Genomic DNA, 15,126 nt, shown 5'->3' with positions numbered 1-15,126 from the left:
GCGCACCTTCTCCCAAGGGAGAAGGAAGGTGGTGCACGGCGGGGATAAGCGTCGCTCTTCTGCCCCCGCCGCCGCAAACCCAAACCCATTTTTCCCGGCCGCAGCCCCGCAAAAGCGGGGCGGAGAGCCGGGACCTACGAACCCGTCCGGCAAGCGATGAGTCTCCCGTCGGTCCCGGATGGCGCTGCGCGCCTCCGGGAAAAATGAAAAGGGGGAGCGCCGGCGGTGGGGTCCACAACGCTCCCGCCCGGGATGACAAATGGAAGTTCGTCGAGAAAAAGCGTCCGCGACGCCGTCCTCAGCCGATCAACCGAACCCCGCTCGAACCACCACTCCCGCCGCTGGTGCTGGTGATCCAGCCACCGCCCAGCACCCGGTCCTCGTCATCAGACGAATAGAAGACGCAAGCCTGGCCCGGCGCCACGCCTTCCTCGCCCCTGGCAAGCACCACGCGGATATCATCGCCGTCGACCGACAGGGCGGCGGGAACCGGCGGGCGGGTGGAGCGGACCTTCACCCGCACGGGTGCGCCGTCCAGCGGGGCCTCATCGCCCAGCCAGTTGATGTCCTTGAGGGCGATCGTGTCGATTTCCAGCGCTTCGCGCGGGCCGACGACCACTTCGGCCTTGGCGGCATCGAGACGGACCACATAGAGCGGATCACCGACGGCGATCTTGAGGCCGCGGCGCTGGCCGACCGTGTAGCGGATCACGCCCTCATGTGTGCCCAGAACCCGGCCATCGACATGCACGATCTCGCCGGGACGCGAGGCGCCGGGGCGGACTTTCTCGACAATGTCGACATAGCGGCCATTGGGCACGAAGCAGATGTCCTGGCTGTCCGGCTTGTCGGCGACGATGAGCCCGAAGGCCTCGGCCAGTTCCCGCGTCTGGTCCTTGTTCAGATGACCCAGTGGAAAGCGCAGGAAGTCGAGCTGGTCATGCGTGGTCGCGAACAGGAAATAGGACTGGTCCTTGCCGGCATCGGCGGCGCGGCGGAGCTCTGCCCCATTGGGCCCGTCGACGCGCTGGATGTAGTGCCCCGTCGCCATGCACACCGCGCCCAATTGGCGGGCGGTGGTCAGAAGGTCGGCGAATTTGACGGTCTGGTTGCAGCGCACGCAGGGGATGGGCGTGAAGCCGGCCAGATAGGTGTCGGCAAACTCCTCGATCACCGCCTCGCGGAAGCGGCTTTCATAATCGAGCACATAATGGCGAAAGCCGCAGGCCTCGGCGACGCGCTTGGCGTCGTAAATGTCCTGGCCGGCACAACAGGCGCCCTTCTTGGCCATGGCGGCGCCGTGATCATAGAGCTGCAGCGTCACGCCGACGACGTCATAGCCGAGATGATGCAGCAGCGCCGCGGTCACCGAGCTGTCGACACCGCCGGACATGGCCACCACGACGCGATGGTCACCGGGATTGCCACCCAGCCCCAGCGGATCGCCGGCGAGTCCCAAACGTGAAATGAGATCATCGGCCTGCGCACGAGCGCGGCCGGTAAGGTCGGTCGTCATTTATCGCCTCCAGCGGGGTCAAGGCCCGCAGCAAACGGTTGAAGATGACGCCTATTACCTCAGGAAGTTCAGCAGGGAAACCTGGCTGAGCGAGGAGAAGGTCTTGGCGGAGACGTCGAGGGCTGTCTGGGCAGCCTGGAAGCGGGTGGCGGCTTCGGCCATGTCGACATCCTCGAGGTCAGACAGCATCTGCTGCAGGAAGACCTGACGGTCGCTGTGCGAATTCTTGACCGTTTCGACATTCGCCTGGGCAGCACCATTCTCACCGATCTTGGTGTAGATATTGTCCAGCGCCGTGATGACGTTCTGGATCTCGCCATTGAGGAAGGTTTCCTGGGCCGCGCTGAGCGGTCTGCCGAAAGGTCCGTTCGCACCGGCGTCGAAATCGGCGATGCGCTTGAAGCTGTCAAACACCTCACCGCCGACATCACTGGCCAGCATGCCGGTCTCGATGGTCAGATTCTGGTCGAGCTGGACCTGCGGACGGCGATCATTGTTGACGAAGGCCTCGGATGCCGAGCCCATCGCGACCAGATCGTTGAGATCATTGGTCGAAACGGGCGGCGTATCGGTGCGCGTACCACCGAACACATAGGTGCCGGCGTGCTGGGTATTGAGCGAGTTGGCGATCGCATTGAAGGCCTCGCGGACCTGATGCATCGTGTAATCGCCATCCTTCGAGGTCACGGCGAGGCGCAGGTCGGTGATCGCATCGGCCATCCGCCCCATCGCAACATCCTGGCTCTCGAGCCGGGCCTCGGTGCGGATCGCGGCCTCCTCATAGGCATCGGCGCGCTGCAGGGCGGCGCGGGTGGCGGACAGGGTCTCGGCCTGGTGACCGACGCCCTTGAGGTCGGTGGCGAGTTTGCCGGTGGTCAATTGTTTCTGCGCGTCGAACACCGCCTTCTGGGCCTTCATCAGGTCCATCAGGGCGCTCTGGTTGGCGGCGAAGGTGGAAACACGGGTCATGATTCGAATTACCTCCTAGACGATGCCCATCAGGGTATCGGTCATTTCCTTGGCCGCCTGCAGCATGCGCGCGGCGGCATTGTAGGATTGCTGGTAGAGCGTCATCGCTGCCAGTTCCTCGTCGAGGCTGACCCCCTCGACATCGGCCCGTTTCTGGGCGGCTGTTGCCTGCAGCGTCGCCGCCGAAGCGGCCTCGCTCTCGGCGCGGGCCGCGCGCGAACCGATCGTGCCGGCAATCCGGGCGGTGTAGTCGCCCAGGCTGGCGGTCGAGGTGGCCAGCGAACCGGCGGCATCAAAGGCACGCGGCGTCGACAGGGCTGCCTGCAGGGCAGAGCCGCCGCGATTGTCACCGGAAGACAGCACGTAATCACCGACCACGGTCGCGGCGTCGATGTCGAGCTTGCCCAGTGCGAGACGTGATGAGTCGGCCCGGATTTTGGTATCGACGGCGAACCCTTCAGCGCGTGAGGCCCGGGCATCCAGCCCAATGCCGAACAGGTCGGAAAAGGAGACCCCGCTCGTGCCACGAGAGGTGTCATCGCCCGTCAGCGCCAGCTCAAAACCCTCGTATCCGGGATTGGCCGTGTAATCGAGCTGGCCATCGCTATCCAGCGCAAAGGTGACGTAGCGGCCCACGCCACTGGTCGTATCATTGAGCGCCGTGATGATGTCGCCGACAGAACCGCCCGTGACCATCGGGATCGTGTAGCTCCCGGCAGTCTTGCCGTTCACCGTGTCGACCCGGAAGGAGAGCGACGTGCCGGTGGTGAAATTGTGGGGCTCTGCGGCTGACATGCCGATCTCGAAGAAGCCCGGCTTGTCGGAACGCACGAGATCATTCAGGCCGAAGAAGTGCGACAGGCCCCGCCCGCCCCGGTCGGACGGTGACACTTCATCCTGCAGGAAGGCGACGCCATTATTGGCGGAGCTGGCCGACACGGACAGCACCCCATTGGCAAAGCTCGCCGAGCCGACCCCCGCCAGGGCGGTATTCAGAGCCGCCGCGAGATCGCCAACCGTGCCGGCAAAGGCGACCGCCGCTCCGCCATCCACCGAATAGGTGGCGGCGTCGAAATCGACGTCGATGCGCCGCACCAGCTGGCCCGTGCTGTCAGCGACAGCCAGGGTGGTGGCGCCCGTGAAATTGTGGGAGTCCGTGCTTTCCAGCCCGGTATTGCGACCGGTCAGGGTCTGCGGGGCCGGATAGGCGGCGGAGTTGTTGTGGGCCGCATTGAGTGCGTCAGCGGCGCCGGCGGTCATTTCGGCCAGTTCTTCGGCGACATCCGGCAGCGTATGGTCACGCAGGTCGATCAAGGCCCGTAGCGACCCCGAGGTGATGTGGCTGTCGAGTTCCTGCGGATTACCGCCATTGGGCGATTCCGCGTAAATCTTGCCATACTCCACCCCGTAGGAACCGGAACCGGAAACCTTGTAGGTGAGGTTGGCCGGATAGTTGTCGAGCAGCAGCACACCGTCGGTGGTGCGCAGCACGACACGGCCATTGCCCTGGAAATCGGCGCGGACATCCATGTGTTGCGACAATTCGTCGAGCAGTTCGGACACCCGGTTTTCCGCCCCCGAACTGTCGCCACCACTCGATGCGACGCTCTGCACACTGGCGTTGAGATCAAACAGCTCGCGCAGGATCTCATTGGACCGCTGCAGCGTCGCATTGATCTGGGAGTCGGCCTCTTGCCGCTGCGTGCGGATTTCGCCGGACAGGCGCTCGGCCTCGGTGAAAAAGCTGTCGAGATCGGCTGCTGCCGACAGGCGCGCAACCGACAGGGTCGGATCAACACTGGCCTGGGAGAGTCCGGTGAACGACGCATTGAGACGGGCGAAAATCGAGCCGCTGTCATCGAGATTGCCGAATTGCGACTGCAGGCGGTCCAGCGCCGTGGCATTGGTCTGGGTAACACTGGCATCGGAAATGCTGCGCAGGGATGTCAGCTGGAGGTGTCGATCAACGATGCGGACAATGCCGTTGACCTGCACGCCCATGGCGACGCCACCGACATTGCGCGCCTCGACACTGGCAATGGTCCGGGCATAGCCGGGCGTGTTGACGTTGGCGACGTTGTTGGAGGACGCCCGCAATCCGGCCTGGCTGGCCTGCAAACCCGAAAGGGCGTTGCCGAGAATACCGCTCAACGACATGTGAGGCTCCCTGCACAGGCGGCAAAATCGAGGCGGTCCCGGCGGATTCTGCCGTCAAAGCGGCAAGCCTTGCCCAGCGAGGCGATCATCCCGAGGGGCGCCTCCGCAGGGCATTCCATGCCGTAACCTTCTGCCTTCATTTGCTTTTTCATGTGCTTTCCAACTTCCTGTCCCGGCTGCACCTGCCGGGGCGTGCCTTAACCATCGCAAGCGCCGGGCCAGTCGCGCAGACGCCCTGGTGCCAATCCCGAGCGAAGCCGTCTGGATCCGCCTCGCGGGCCTGCACGCGCGTGAGCTCACGCGCGGCAACACGGTCAGCCGGCCCTTCGGCTGGACGTCACGAGACCAGCGGGTCGGGTCACCCGGCAAATAGCGCCCACCGGCGGCAAGCAAGGCCGGATATTCCTGCCCAGCGCAAGGTATTACCCGCAAATTAACACATAAAATCAGCATCTTGATGGCAATTGCGATTGGCACAGCCTTTGCGATCCCGTTGTTGAAACGAGGCATTATGTGTGCCTTGCCGCAGTTGAAGAGTGTCCATGTCGCCGAATCTGACCCCTGCGAATTTGCTGACCAACCCTGGCGGTGCCGGCGGCGCTTTGGCGCAACCCGTGCCGGGGACGGCCAGTGGAAACCAGCCGGTCGGAGCCGTGACGGCGGCGTCCTCTGCCTTCGCACTCATGGTGAACGCCAATCAGGCCCAGTCTGCTGCGTCAGGGGCGGCGACGGTCCGCAGTGCGGCTGTGACAAATATTTCTCCCCTGCCGCTGGATGCGAGCGCACCTGGCGCCACAGCCCCCGTCAATGCGGCAGGTCCCGTCAATGCAGCGGGTGTCGTCCCGGCGCTCGAATCCACGAGCAATGCTTTCGCCCCATCGGCCGCCATACCCGGTCTGACCGATGACACGGCCCTGGCCGACGGCGACCTGTTGGTCGAAGACATCATTCCCGTTACGCCAGTGGCACCGATTGCCCCGACCGGCAGCAAGTCCCGCGTACAGGTCCAGGACGCGATCACTCCGGCCAACCCGACGCCGTCGGCGGCGACCGCTGCTACCGACAAGCGCGTCGCAGCGGGCAAGCCGGTCTCCGAAGACATCCTGGCAAAGCCGGGCCCGACTACACCATCGCCCGCAGCGTCAACTCCCGCTGCACAGACCCATCCGGCGGCGACCGCTCCGACGGCCAATGGTGCCACTGCTACAACGCCACCGATCGCGACCGCAGCTGGCACAGCCAGCTCCGGCAGCGCGGCTGGCGCCTCTACCGGTCAACCGATCGAGGCGGCCGTCCGCACTCCGGTTCAAGCCGCTGGCGCGACACCAACAACTGCCGCTCAGCCCGCCCCGGCTGACGTCGCGACCAGCACTGCCACGAGCAGCGCCACTGTGACGAATACGGCCACGAATACGGTCACCACAAATACAGCAGCCATGGCAGCGCCAGTGACTGCTCAACCGGCGGCTCCACCAAGAGACGGGCTGCCCAAAGCAGGGCCGGTCGAGGCCAAGCCCGCGACCGCTACTGCGGCGTCATCGGCAAGTGGCAATGCCGCGGCTCCCGCGGCAACGACCACCGTTGCCGACACGGTTCGCGGCCCCGGCGATGCCGCCGATCTGACACCATTGCGCCAGCGCGGCGCCGACACACCCGCTCTGCAGACGGCCAGCAGCCTTGCCGCACGCCCGAATCCGGGCACGCAAGGCTCGCCCCGGTCGAGCAGCAGTGTCACAAGCCCGGCAACATCCGGCAGCGCGCCCTCGAATTCATCGACCCCGACCGCCACAGTCAGCGATCCGGCAGCCGCCCTGGCTGCAACCAAGGACGCCCTGCCGACGGCTGCCCAATCCGGTTCACCGATCACACCGCTGCCTGTGGCCCTGGGCGACGCCCAGGCGCAGCAGACCGCCAGGCTGGACGGCGCAGCGCTCGATGCGGCGGTCCAGGCCGAGGCCGACTTCAATCAGTCACGCATGGAGGGTCGCCTGGCTGCCGATCGAAGCGGCAGCCAGATGCAACGCTTCACGCCGCACACCACGACACAGCTGGCGGGCCAGATCACCAAGCAGGTCGCCAACGGCAACCGTGTCTTTGACATCCGGCTAGACCCCGCCGAATTGGGCAAGGTCGATGTGCGGATCGAATTGCGCGCCGACAACCGGGTCCACGCGGTACTGACCGTCGAGCGCCCCGAAACCCTCAACGAGTTGCAACGTTCGGCGCGCGACCTCGAACGCTCACTGGCGGAGGCCGGCCTTGAACTCGATGAGAACGGGCTGAGCTTCCAGATGAATGACGGGCAGAACCCGGCTGACGACGAGGGTCGCGACAAGGGCGAGGCTCTTCCGATCTTCACCCAGACCAATGAACTGGCCCAGCGCGCAGAGGATGAATTGTCCTCCCGTCCGCGCTCAGCCTACGGCTTCCTGCTGTCCGGGCGCACCGGCGTCGACTTGCAGGTCTAGGAGCACGATATGGTAGATGCAGTCTCCGGCCTCGGTGCCACCAGCCCGTCTCTCGCGAATTCGCAGACCGGCCTGGCCGACAATTTCGAGATGTTCCTGACACTGCTCACCGAGCAGATGAAAAACCAGGATCCGCTCAACCCCTTGGACTCGACCCAGTTCGTCAACCAGCTGGTCGACTTCTCGAGCGTCGAGCAGCAGATCGCCCAGAACCAGAACCTGGAAAACCTGCTGCTGCTTCAGTCGGCCGCCGCCCAGAGTGCATCGGTCAGCTATATCGGTCGCGTCGCAACTGCGCTCACGCCGCAGGCCATGCTGGCCAATGGCGAGGCCAGCTGGGAGTACAATGTGCCGGAAGAGGCAACGACTTCTTCGATCATCATCCGCGATGAGGATGATCGCATCGTTGCCCGTCGCGACGGCGAAACCACCGCCGGCACGCACGATTTCACCTGGGATGGCCTGGGTGATGGAGGCGCGGCCCTCGATGACGGCGTCTACTCGATGGAAATCATCGCCCAGAATGCCGATGGCGACGATCTGCCTGTCACCATTCGCGCCGCCGCCCAGGTTACCGGTGTCGACCTGTCCGGGTCCGAAGTCATCGTGGAAATGGGCGGCATTCGCGTCCCGCTTTCCTCTGTCATGTCCATCAAGGACGCCAATACCACCTAATGCCAGGCCGCCGGCCTGATCCGGACCGCCAGAATGGCGTACCGGCCAACCTGACCAGCAGAAAGCTCCATAAAACCAACCAAAACGCCAGGAGCACGCATCATGAGTATCAATTCAGCGCTTTTGGCCGGCGCATCCGGCCTGATCTCGAACTCGAACGCCCTCGCCTCGATTTCGGACAATATCGCGAACGTCAACACGGTGGGCTACAAGCGCGCCTCGGCCGTCTTCACGCCGCTCTATGACAGCGATAGCTCGACCAAGGGCTACTCCGCTGCCGGTGTGAATTCGGTTGCCCGTCTTGCCATCGGTGAGAGCGGCCTGCTGACGGCCGGCTCCTCGCCAACCGACCTGGCCATCTCCGGCCGCGGCTTCTTCGTGGTCCGCGACGATGCCAACGTCAATTCGTCCGATCCGGTCTCCTTCACCCGTGCCGGCCGCTTCACGCCGGACACGAATGGCTATCTGCGCAATGACGCCGGCAAGTACCTGTCTGGCTGGCCGGTCGCGGCTGACGGTTCCGTGCCGCAAAACCCGTCCGACCTCAACGCGCTCGAAACCATCAACCTGTCCTCGATCGGTGGCGCTGCTGAAGCGACAACGATCATGGGCATCAATGCCAACCTGCAGCAAAGCCAGGCGATCTCGGCCGACGAGGCCACCTATGATGCGACTGCTTCCGCCACCAACATGTCGTCGGGCACGGTCACGCCGGACTTCCAGCGCTCGATCCCGTTCTATGACAGTGTCGGCGGTGTCCGCACCCTGACCATCTCGATGCTCAAGAGCTCGACGCCAAACCAGTGGCACGCTGAAGTCCACATGGTCCCCGCCACCGATCTCACGACCGGGGCTGGCCTGGTCGACGGCCAGATGCTGACGGGTACGGTCGCCTTTGACGCCCAGGGCCGTATTGACAGCGCCAATACCACGCTGCCGACCCAGCTCGACTTCCTGTCATCGACCAATGCCGCCGCGCTCGGTGCCACAGAATTCCAGTGGGCGGCCGCAACCGGCATCGATGCCCAGTCAATCGCCCTGGACTTCGGCTCGCCCAACGCACCGGGCGGCTTCACGCAGTATGACAGCCCGTCGGCCCTGCTCTCGACCAATGTGAACGGATCGGCTTTCGGTAACTTCTCGAGCGTCGATGTTGATGATGACGGCTTCGTCTTCGCCAAGTTCAACAATGGCATCGTCCGCAAAATCTACCAGATCCCGGTCGCGACCTTCGTCAATCCGGATGGCCTGGAAGCCCAGTCGGGCGGTACCTTCACAGTGACGCCGGAATCGGGTGCCTACACGCTCAACCCGCCGGGACTGGGTTCGTCCGGCCAGATCGCTGCCTCGACGCTGGAAAGCTCGAATGTCGATCTCGCCAATGAATTCACCAGCCTGATCACCACACAGAGGGCCTACTCTGCCTCGTCGAAGATCATCACCACCGCTGATGAAATGCTCGACGAAGCCATCCGAATGAAGCGCTAACCATCACCCAACCGCTTCTTGAACTGGGCCCTGCCATTTGGCGGGGCCCATTTTTTTTGACCGGATGCCCATATTATATGACCGGGAAATGAGCCTGATCGGAACATTTAGAGCGGGATTTTACCGACCCCATTAAATGTAAATTTACCCAGCAGTTTAGGGCGATGTTAAAGGGCTGCGTGTAGGTTGATCCTACAAACAAAAAAAGAACGGGGATCGGACATGCAACCGCGCCTTAAAAAAGAAAATTATGTCATTGGACCGGATGGTAGCCCGCTGACACTTGGTGACCTGCCCAACCCGAGCACCCAGCGTTGGGTGGTTCGGCGCAAGGCTGAAGTCGTCGCCGCGGTACGGGGTGGTCTACTCACTCTTGAACAGGCGTGTCAGCGATATTCGCTGACGGTCGAAGAGTTCCTCGGTTGGCAACGCTCGATCGACCGGCATGGCCTGGCCGGACTTCGCACGACGCGAATTCAACAATACCGCTAGCTCCCCCTACTAGCGCATGATGAACGGCGACCGCGCCCCCTCGGTCGTCGTTCTCGCGCGCCAGCGATGGATTGCCGGCTGACGCTGCAGAAAGATTGCGTGCCCTGATTGGTTAATCGGGCGCCACTCATCACGTATGCAAGCGTCTTAAAGTCTCGTTTACCCGACAGGTAGGAAAATTCTGCCCAGTGCTTCGCTGATGAAGCGCAAACTCTGAGGCAGGGAATTCCAGGTGAACGCGCTTTTTGAACAGTTCAGGGCTTTCGGGGCCGGGCGGCTGACCGCGATCTTCGGTCTGGCCGTCGGTGTTGCCGCCGCGCTCATGTATTTTTCCGGCGCGATGGGCGGTGCCAGCCAGTCCCTGCTCTATTCCGGGCTGGACCCGTCGGAAGCAGTCGCGACCTCGCAACTGCTGGACCAGGCGAACATCCCCTATGAAATCCGCGAAGGCGGGACGGCCATCTATGTCAACCGTGACCAGGTTGATGAAGCGCGCGTGCGGGTGGCCTCGAACGGCCCGCTCAGCGGCGCGTCGGTCGGCTATGAAATCTTCGACCGCCAGGACAGCTTCGGCCAGAACAGCTTCGTCCAGAACCTCAATGCCAAGCGCGCCACGGAAGGCGAGTTGGCGCGGACAATCCAGTCCCTCAACTATGTCAATTCCGCCCGCGTCCACCTGAACCTGCCCGAGCGCCGCCTGTTTTCGCGCGACCAGCAGTCGCCGACCGCCGCCGTCACCATCTCGACCGCCGGTCGCCTGAACTCCGAGCAGGTCCGGGTGATTCGCAATATCGTCGCTTCCTCCTCCGGGATCGCGCCGACCGGCGTCTCGATTGCCGATGATCGCGGTCGCCAGCTGGCCAGCGGGTCGGATGGCCAGTCGGCCGGGTCGATGATCATGGATGAACGCCGCGGTGAGATCGAAGCCCAGCTGCGCCAGAATATTCTCGATATCGTCGAAGGTGTCGTCGGCGCCGGCGCGGCCCGGGTCCAGGTCAATGCCGAGCTGGACCGCCAGAGCATCACGCAAAGCTCTGAAACCTATGACCCGAATGGGGCCGTTATCCGCTCTCGTGAACGCGGCGAAGACCTCTCCAACGATCAGGACGGCGCCAATCAGAACCGCGTCTCGGCATCGGAAAACCTGCCGGATGCCGGTGACGGCGCGGGGGCTGAAGGGTCGGGCAGCCGCTCCAATCGCGAGAGCACGAGCGAGCGGGTCAATTACGAGATTTCCTCGACCACCCGCACCGAGATCATCGAGGCCGGCGCCATCAATCGCCTGTCGGTTGCCGTCGCTGTCGATGGCGTACTGGAAACAGCCGAGGACGGCACGGTTACCTGGCGTGAACGGCCGCAGTCCGAGATCGACCGCATCGAAGCATTGGTCCGCTCTGCCATGGGTTTTGTCAGTGAGCCGGGTGTCCGCCAGGATCTGCTGACCGTCAGCCAGATCGAATTCGCCCGCACCGACCCGCTGCTGGGAACGGCCGCTGCAAGTGGCATGTCCTTCTCGAAGAGCGACATCATGCGGGCTGCCGAGATCGGCGTCATGTTTGTCACGGCGTTGCTGATCATCTTCCTGGTCGCCCGTCCGCTGGTCAAAGGCGCGAGCGGCATGGCCATGCCACAGGGCCTCGCCCTGGCTGGCGCCGGCATGGATGGCGCAGTTGCCGGGGCCCCGGCTCCCACTGCCCTGCCAAGCCAGCCCAATCGTCCCGTCGCCCTGCCGTCGGCCGGTGGCGCGGGCGGGCGCGAGGACTCCATCGACATCGAGAAGATCGATGGCCAGGTGAAAGCGTCGTCGCTGAAGAAAGTCGCCAATATCGTTGAATCCCATCCGGAAGAATCGATCTCGATCCTCCGGACCTGGCTGCACGAGAGCTGAGCCCGAACATGGCTGAAAAGCGCGCCATCGAAGATCCGACCCGCCTGACCGGCCCTGAAAAGGCCGCGGTCATGCTGCTCGCCCTGGGTGATGAGGGCGAGAGCATGTGGCAGCACCTGGACGAGGAGGAGATCCGTGAAGTCTCCCAGGCCATGTCCAATCTGGGCACAGTGACGTCCTCGGCTGTCGAAAAGCTGATCGTCGACTTCGTCGGTCAGATGTCCTCGACCGGCTCCCTGATGGGTTCCTTCGAAGCGACCCAGCGTCTGCTCGGCTCCTTCCTGCCCGGCGAGAAGGTCGAGTCGATCATGGAAGAGCTGCGCGGACCCGCCGGCCGGACCATGTGGGACAAGCTGGGCAATGTGAACGAGGTCGTGCTCGCCAACTATCTCAAGAATGAATATCCGCAGACCGTCGCCGTGGTCCTGTCCAAGGTGAAGCCGGAGCATGCCAGCCGCGTGCTGGGTGCCCTGCCCGAGGATTTCGCCCTGGAAGTGGTCACCCGGATGCTGCGCATGGAGCCCGTTCAGCGCGAGATCCTGGATCGCATCGAAGAGACGCTGCGCACCGAGTTCATGTCGAACCTCGCGCGCACCTCCAAGCATGACAGCCACGAGATGATGGCCTCGATCTTCAACAATTTCGACCGCCAGACCGAGAACCGCTTCCTGGCGGCCCTGGAAGAACGCAACCGCGAGAGCGCCGAGAAGATCCGCTCCTTGATGTTTGTTTTCGAAGACCTGTCCAAGCTGGACCCGGGCGGCATACAGACGCTGATGCGCTCGATCGACAAGGACCAGATGGGCCTCGCCATGAAGGGCGCGTCCGACAGCCTGCGCGATCTCTTCTTCTCCAACATGTCCGAACGCGCCGCCAAGATCATGCGCGAGGACATGGCATCTCTCGGGCCGGTGCGCCTGAAAGACGTCGACCAGGCACAACAATCAATCGTTGCCATGGCCAAGGATCTCGCCGCCAAGGGCGAGATCATGCTGGCCGATGGCGGTGCCGACGATGAACTCATCTACTAGGGAGGTTGAACGATGAATCCGATCAAATTCGATTTCGATACAGAGTTCGACCATGACGGTCAGATCCTGCGCGAGGGGGAGAGCTACAAGCGCTTCTTCACCCAGGATGATGTCGACGCCGCACGCATGTGGGGTGTCGAGGAAGGCCGTGAGATGGAAGAGGGTCGCTGCGCGCAGTCGCTGCAGGCCATCGCCTCGCAAATGCAGCTCATCCTGTCGCGCCTCGCTGCCGAATCCGATGGCCTGCGCCAGGAAGCCGCCGGTCTCGCCATCGCCGCCGCCCGCAAGATTGCCGGCGAGGCACTCGCCGCCTACCCGATCGACACCATCGAACAGGTGGCACTGGAAGCGGTGAAGGATTTGCGGTCGGAGCCGCGCCTGTCAGTGCGCTGCAACCCGGAACTGGTTGAAGCCCTGGCCGAACGGCTCGAGAAGACCGCCCGCGATGCCGGGTTTGACGGTGCCATCATGGTGCGCGGCGATGACGCCCTGCCCGGTGCCGATGTCCGCCTGGAATGGGGTGCCGGTGCCGTCCAGCGCAGCGCCGATGAAATCGAAACCCGACTGAATGATGTCGTCGCACGCTGGCTGGCTTCGCCGCCAAGCGACGAGGAAACCCAATCTGACGCGCCCGGCGACCACTCCGCCAGTGCAAGCGCGGCTTAAGGAGGCCTGACATGGCTGACGACAATCTCGACCTTCCCGATCTGGGCGATGACGGCACTCAGGTGCCGGTCGAAGCGCCGCAGCGCGGCCAGCAGATGATGGACGAGGAAGAAAAGAGCGCCGCCGACCTGGCGCCGGTCTTCGACGTTCCCGTCAACATCTCCGCGGTCCTCGGCAAGGCTCATATCGACGTGAACTCACTGCTCAAGCTGACCTCCGGGTCGGTGGTCGAGCTGGACCGCAAGATCGGCGAAGCGATCGACATCTATGTGAACAACCGGCTCGTCGCGCGCGGCGAAGTCGTGGTGGTCGACGACCGACTGGGCGTCACCATGACGGAAATCATCAAGGACGGGGACGCGGGCTAAGGCCCAGCGGAGAGGACGGAGCACATCATGCGAATTTTGATAGTCGGCAGCCTGGGCGGGCAACTTCATACCGCCACCAAGATCGCCCTCGACCGCGGCGCGAAAGTCTCGCACGTGGACACGATCGAGCAAGCCACCGCCCATTTGCGGGCCGGGCGCGGCGCCGACCTGTTGATGGTCGACCTGCACCTGGACGTGCAGTCCCTGATCGCAGCGAATGACGCCGAGCGGATCTCCGTTCCGGTCGTTGCCTGCGGCGTCAATGTCCGTCCCGAAGCGGCGGCAGCGGCCATCCGGGCCGGGGCCAAGGAATTCATCCCGATGCCGCCGGATGCCGACCTGATTGCTGCCGTCCTGGCCGCGATTGCCGACGACGAACGCCCGATGATTGCCCGCGACCCGTCCATGCAGGCCGTCATCCACCTCGCCGATCGCATCGCCGGCTCCGATGCCTCCGTCCTGATCACCGGTGAAAGTGGCTCCGGCAAGGAAGTCATGGCCCGCTATGTCCACACCAAGTCCAAGCGCGCCCAGGCTCCCTTCATCTCCGTCAACTGTGCCGCTATCCCGGAAAACCTGCTGGAATCGGAACTCTTCGGTCACGAGAAGGGCGCCTTTACCGGCGCCATCGCCCGCCGCGTCGGCAAGTTTGAAGAGGCCGATGGCGGTACGCTGCTGCTCGACGAGATCTCGGAAATGGATGTCCGCCTGCAGGCCAAGTTGCTGCGTGCCATCCAGGAACGTGAAATCGACCGGGTCGGCGGCACCAAGCCGGTCAAGGTCAATATCCGCATCCTCGCGACCTCGAACCGCGACCTGCGCAAGGCCGTCGCCGATGGCAGCTTCCGCGAAGACCTGTTGTTCCGCCTGAATGTGGTCAATCTGGCCCTGCCGCCATTGCGCGAGCGCCCGGCCGACATCGTCGCCCTGTCCGAGCATTTCGTGAAGAAATACTCGGCCGCCAATGCTGTCGATGTCCGCCCGATCTCCGACGCCGCCCGCACCTCGCTGCTGGCCCGTGAATGGACAGGCAATGTCCGCGAACTGGAAAATGCCATGCACCGCGCGGTGCTGCTGGCCACCGGCCGCGACATCACGCCGGAGGCGATCCGCATGCCGGACGGCTCCGCCTTCACCGGCTCGGGCAGCAATGTGGTCCGCCAGGCCGCTGATGCCGCGCAATCCGTGCAGGCCGACATGATCGGCCGTACCGTCGCCGAAGTCGAACAGGACCTGATCCTGAACACGCTCGATCATTGCTTCGGCAACCGGACCCATGCCGCCAACATTCTCGGCATCTCGATCCGCACGCTGCGCAACAAGCTGAAACTCTATTCGGACCAGGGCCTGGACATTCCCGCGCCCAACCAACCCGCCCAGGGTGTTTCCGTAGCCTGATTGGACTGAA

At 63.8% G+C, this 15,126-nt stretch carries 13 protein-coding genes; 9 read left to right on the top strand and 4 right to left on the bottom strand.

Annotated elements, in window-relative coordinates:
- Positions 1-298 precede the first annotated feature (298 nt).
- Genes mnmA through MMAR10_RS17025 form a run of 4 tightly spaced genes read right to left on the bottom strand, consistent with a single transcriptional unit; the run spans position 299 to position 4,794 of the window.
- Complete coding sequence (gene mnmA / locus MMAR10_RS03600) at positions 299-1,516, bottom strand: tRNA 2-thiouridine(34) synthase MnmA (protein WP_011642633.1); 1,218 nt, start codon at positions 1,514-1,516, stop codon at positions 299-301.
- Positions 1,517-1,570: 54 nt separating this feature from the next.
- Positions 1,571-2,485 carry a flagellin gene (locus tag MMAR10_RS03595; protein WP_011642632.1) on the bottom strand — a complete coding sequence of 305 codons (915 nt, stop codon included), beginning with the start codon at positions 2,483-2,485 and terminating at the stop codon, positions 1,571-1,573.
- A 15-nt stretch (positions 2,486-2,500) separates the two neighbouring features.
- Entirely contained in the window at positions 2,501-4,642 is a 2,142-nt protein-coding gene (gene flgK, locus MMAR10_RS03590) for a flagellar hook-associated protein FlgK (protein ID WP_011642631.1), read from the bottom strand.
- Positions 4,633-4,794 (bottom strand): hypothetical protein, encoded by a 162-nt coding sequence (locus tag MMAR10_RS17025; RefSeq protein ID WP_190273954.1) that lies wholly within the window; start codon positions 4,792-4,794, stop codon positions 4,633-4,635. The genes flgK and MMAR10_RS17025 overlap by 10 nt, the downstream gene beginning before the upstream one ends.
- A 390-nt stretch (positions 4,795-5,184) precedes the next feature.
- Between MMAR10_RS17025 and MMAR10_RS03585 the strand changes: the two genes are divergently transcribed.
- From MMAR10_RS03585 to MMAR10_RS03550, 9 genes are all read left to right on the top strand, one after another.
- On the top strand, positions 5,185-7,110 hold the full coding sequence (locus MMAR10_RS03585) for a flagellar hook-length control protein FliK (RefSeq protein ID WP_011642630.1): 1,926 nt from the start codon (positions 5,185-5,187) through the stop codon (positions 7,108-7,110).
- A 9-nt stretch (positions 7,111-7,119) separates the two neighbouring features.
- On the top strand, positions 7,120-7,785 hold the full coding sequence (locus tag MMAR10_RS03580) for a flagellar hook assembly protein FlgD (protein ID WP_011642629.1): 666 nt from the start codon (positions 7,120-7,122) through the stop codon (positions 7,783-7,785).
- Between the two features lie 102 nt (positions 7,786-7,887).
- On the top strand, positions 7,888-9,273 hold the full coding sequence (locus tag MMAR10_RS03575) for a flagellar hook protein FlgE (protein ID WP_011642628.1): 1,386 nt from the start codon (positions 7,888-7,890) through the stop codon (positions 9,271-9,273).
- A gap of 222 nt (positions 9,274-9,495) precedes the next feature.
- The gene (locus MMAR10_RS16650; RefSeq protein WP_011642627.1) at positions 9,496-9,765 is read left to right on the top strand and encodes a DUF1153 domain-containing protein; all 270 of its coding nucleotides are present in this window, start codon (positions 9,496-9,498) and stop codon (positions 9,763-9,765) included.
- Positions 9,766-9,997: 232 nt separating this feature from the next.
- Positions 9,998-11,653 carry a flagellar basal-body MS-ring/collar protein FliF gene (fliF, locus tag MMAR10_RS03570; protein WP_011642626.1) on the top strand — a complete coding sequence of 552 codons (1,656 nt, stop codon included), beginning with the start codon at positions 9,998-10,000 and terminating at the stop codon, positions 11,651-11,653.
- Positions 11,654-11,661: 8 nt separating this feature from the next.
- Positions 11,662-12,684, top strand: coding sequence for a flagellar motor switch protein FliG (gene fliG, locus MMAR10_RS03565; protein WP_011642625.1), 1,023 nt, complete (start codon positions 11,662-11,664; stop codon positions 12,682-12,684).
- A 12-nt stretch (positions 12,685-12,696) separates the two neighbouring features.
- The gene (locus MMAR10_RS15985) at positions 12,697-13,350 is read left to right on the top strand and encodes a FliH/SctL family protein (RefSeq protein WP_011642624.1); all 654 of its coding nucleotides are present in this window, start codon (positions 12,697-12,699) and stop codon (positions 13,348-13,350) included.
- A gap of 95 nt (positions 13,351-13,445) precedes the next feature.
- The gene (fliN, locus tag MMAR10_RS03555) at positions 13,446-13,718 is read left to right on the top strand and encodes a flagellar motor switch protein FliN (protein ID WP_366511510.1); all 273 of its coding nucleotides are present in this window, start codon (positions 13,446-13,448) and stop codon (positions 13,716-13,718) included.
- Positions 13,719-13,745: 27 nt separating this feature from the next.
- The gene (locus tag MMAR10_RS03550) at positions 13,746-15,116 is read left to right on the top strand and encodes a sigma-54 interaction domain-containing protein (RefSeq protein ID WP_011642622.1); all 1,371 of its coding nucleotides are present in this window, start codon (positions 13,746-13,748) and stop codon (positions 15,114-15,116) included.
- Positions 15,117-15,126 lie beyond the last annotated feature (10 nt).

This window comes from Maricaulis maris MCS10 (assembly GCF_000014745.1).
Taxonomy (GTDB): domain Bacteria; phylum Pseudomonadota; class Alphaproteobacteria; order Caulobacterales; family Maricaulaceae; genus Maricaulis; species Maricaulis maris_A.
This window is presented reverse-complemented; position numbering and strand designations above follow the sequence as displayed.

Excerpts from the sequence above, each read along its gene's own strand:
- mnmA (WP_011642633.1), bottom strand. The coding sequence starts at position 1,516 with ATGACGACCGACCTTACCGGCCGCGCTCGTGCGCAGGCCGATGATCTC.
- MMAR10_RS03595 (WP_011642632.1), bottom strand. The coding sequence starts at position 2,485 with ATGACCCGTGTTTCCACCTTCGCCGCCAACCAGAGCGCCCTGATGGAC.
- flgK (WP_011642631.1), bottom strand. The coding sequence starts at position 4,642 with ATGTCGTTGAGCGGTATTCTCGGCAACGCCCTTTCGGGTTTGCAGGCC.
- MMAR10_RS17025 (WP_190273954.1), bottom strand. The coding sequence starts at position 4,794 with ATGAAAAAGCAAATGAAGGCAGAAGGTTACGGCATGGAATGCCCTGCG.
- MMAR10_RS03585 (WP_011642630.1), top strand. The coding sequence starts at position 5,185 with ATGTCGCCGAATCTGACCCCTGCGAATTTGCTGACCAACCCTGGCGGT.
- MMAR10_RS03580 (WP_011642629.1), top strand. The coding sequence starts at position 7,120 with ATGGTAGATGCAGTCTCCGGCCTCGGTGCCACCAGCCCGTCTCTCGCG.
- MMAR10_RS03575 (WP_011642628.1), top strand. The coding sequence starts at position 7,888 with ATGAGTATCAATTCAGCGCTTTTGGCCGGCGCATCCGGCCTGATCTCG.
- MMAR10_RS16650 (WP_011642627.1), top strand. The coding sequence starts at position 9,496 with ATGCAACCGCGCCTTAAAAAAGAAAATTATGTCATTGGACCGGATGGT.
- fliG (WP_011642625.1), top strand. The coding sequence starts at position 11,662 with ATGGCTGAAAAGCGCGCCATCGAAGATCCGACCCGCCTGACCGGCCCT.
- MMAR10_RS15985 (WP_011642624.1), top strand. The coding sequence starts at position 12,697 with ATGAATCCGATCAAATTCGATTTCGATACAGAGTTCGACCATGACGGT.
- fliN (WP_366511510.1), top strand. The coding sequence starts at position 13,446 with ATGATGGACGAGGAAGAAAAGAGCGCCGCCGACCTGGCGCCGGTCTTC.
- MMAR10_RS03550 (WP_011642622.1), top strand. The coding sequence starts at position 13,746 with ATGCGAATTTTGATAGTCGGCAGCCTGGGCGGGCAACTTCATACCGCC.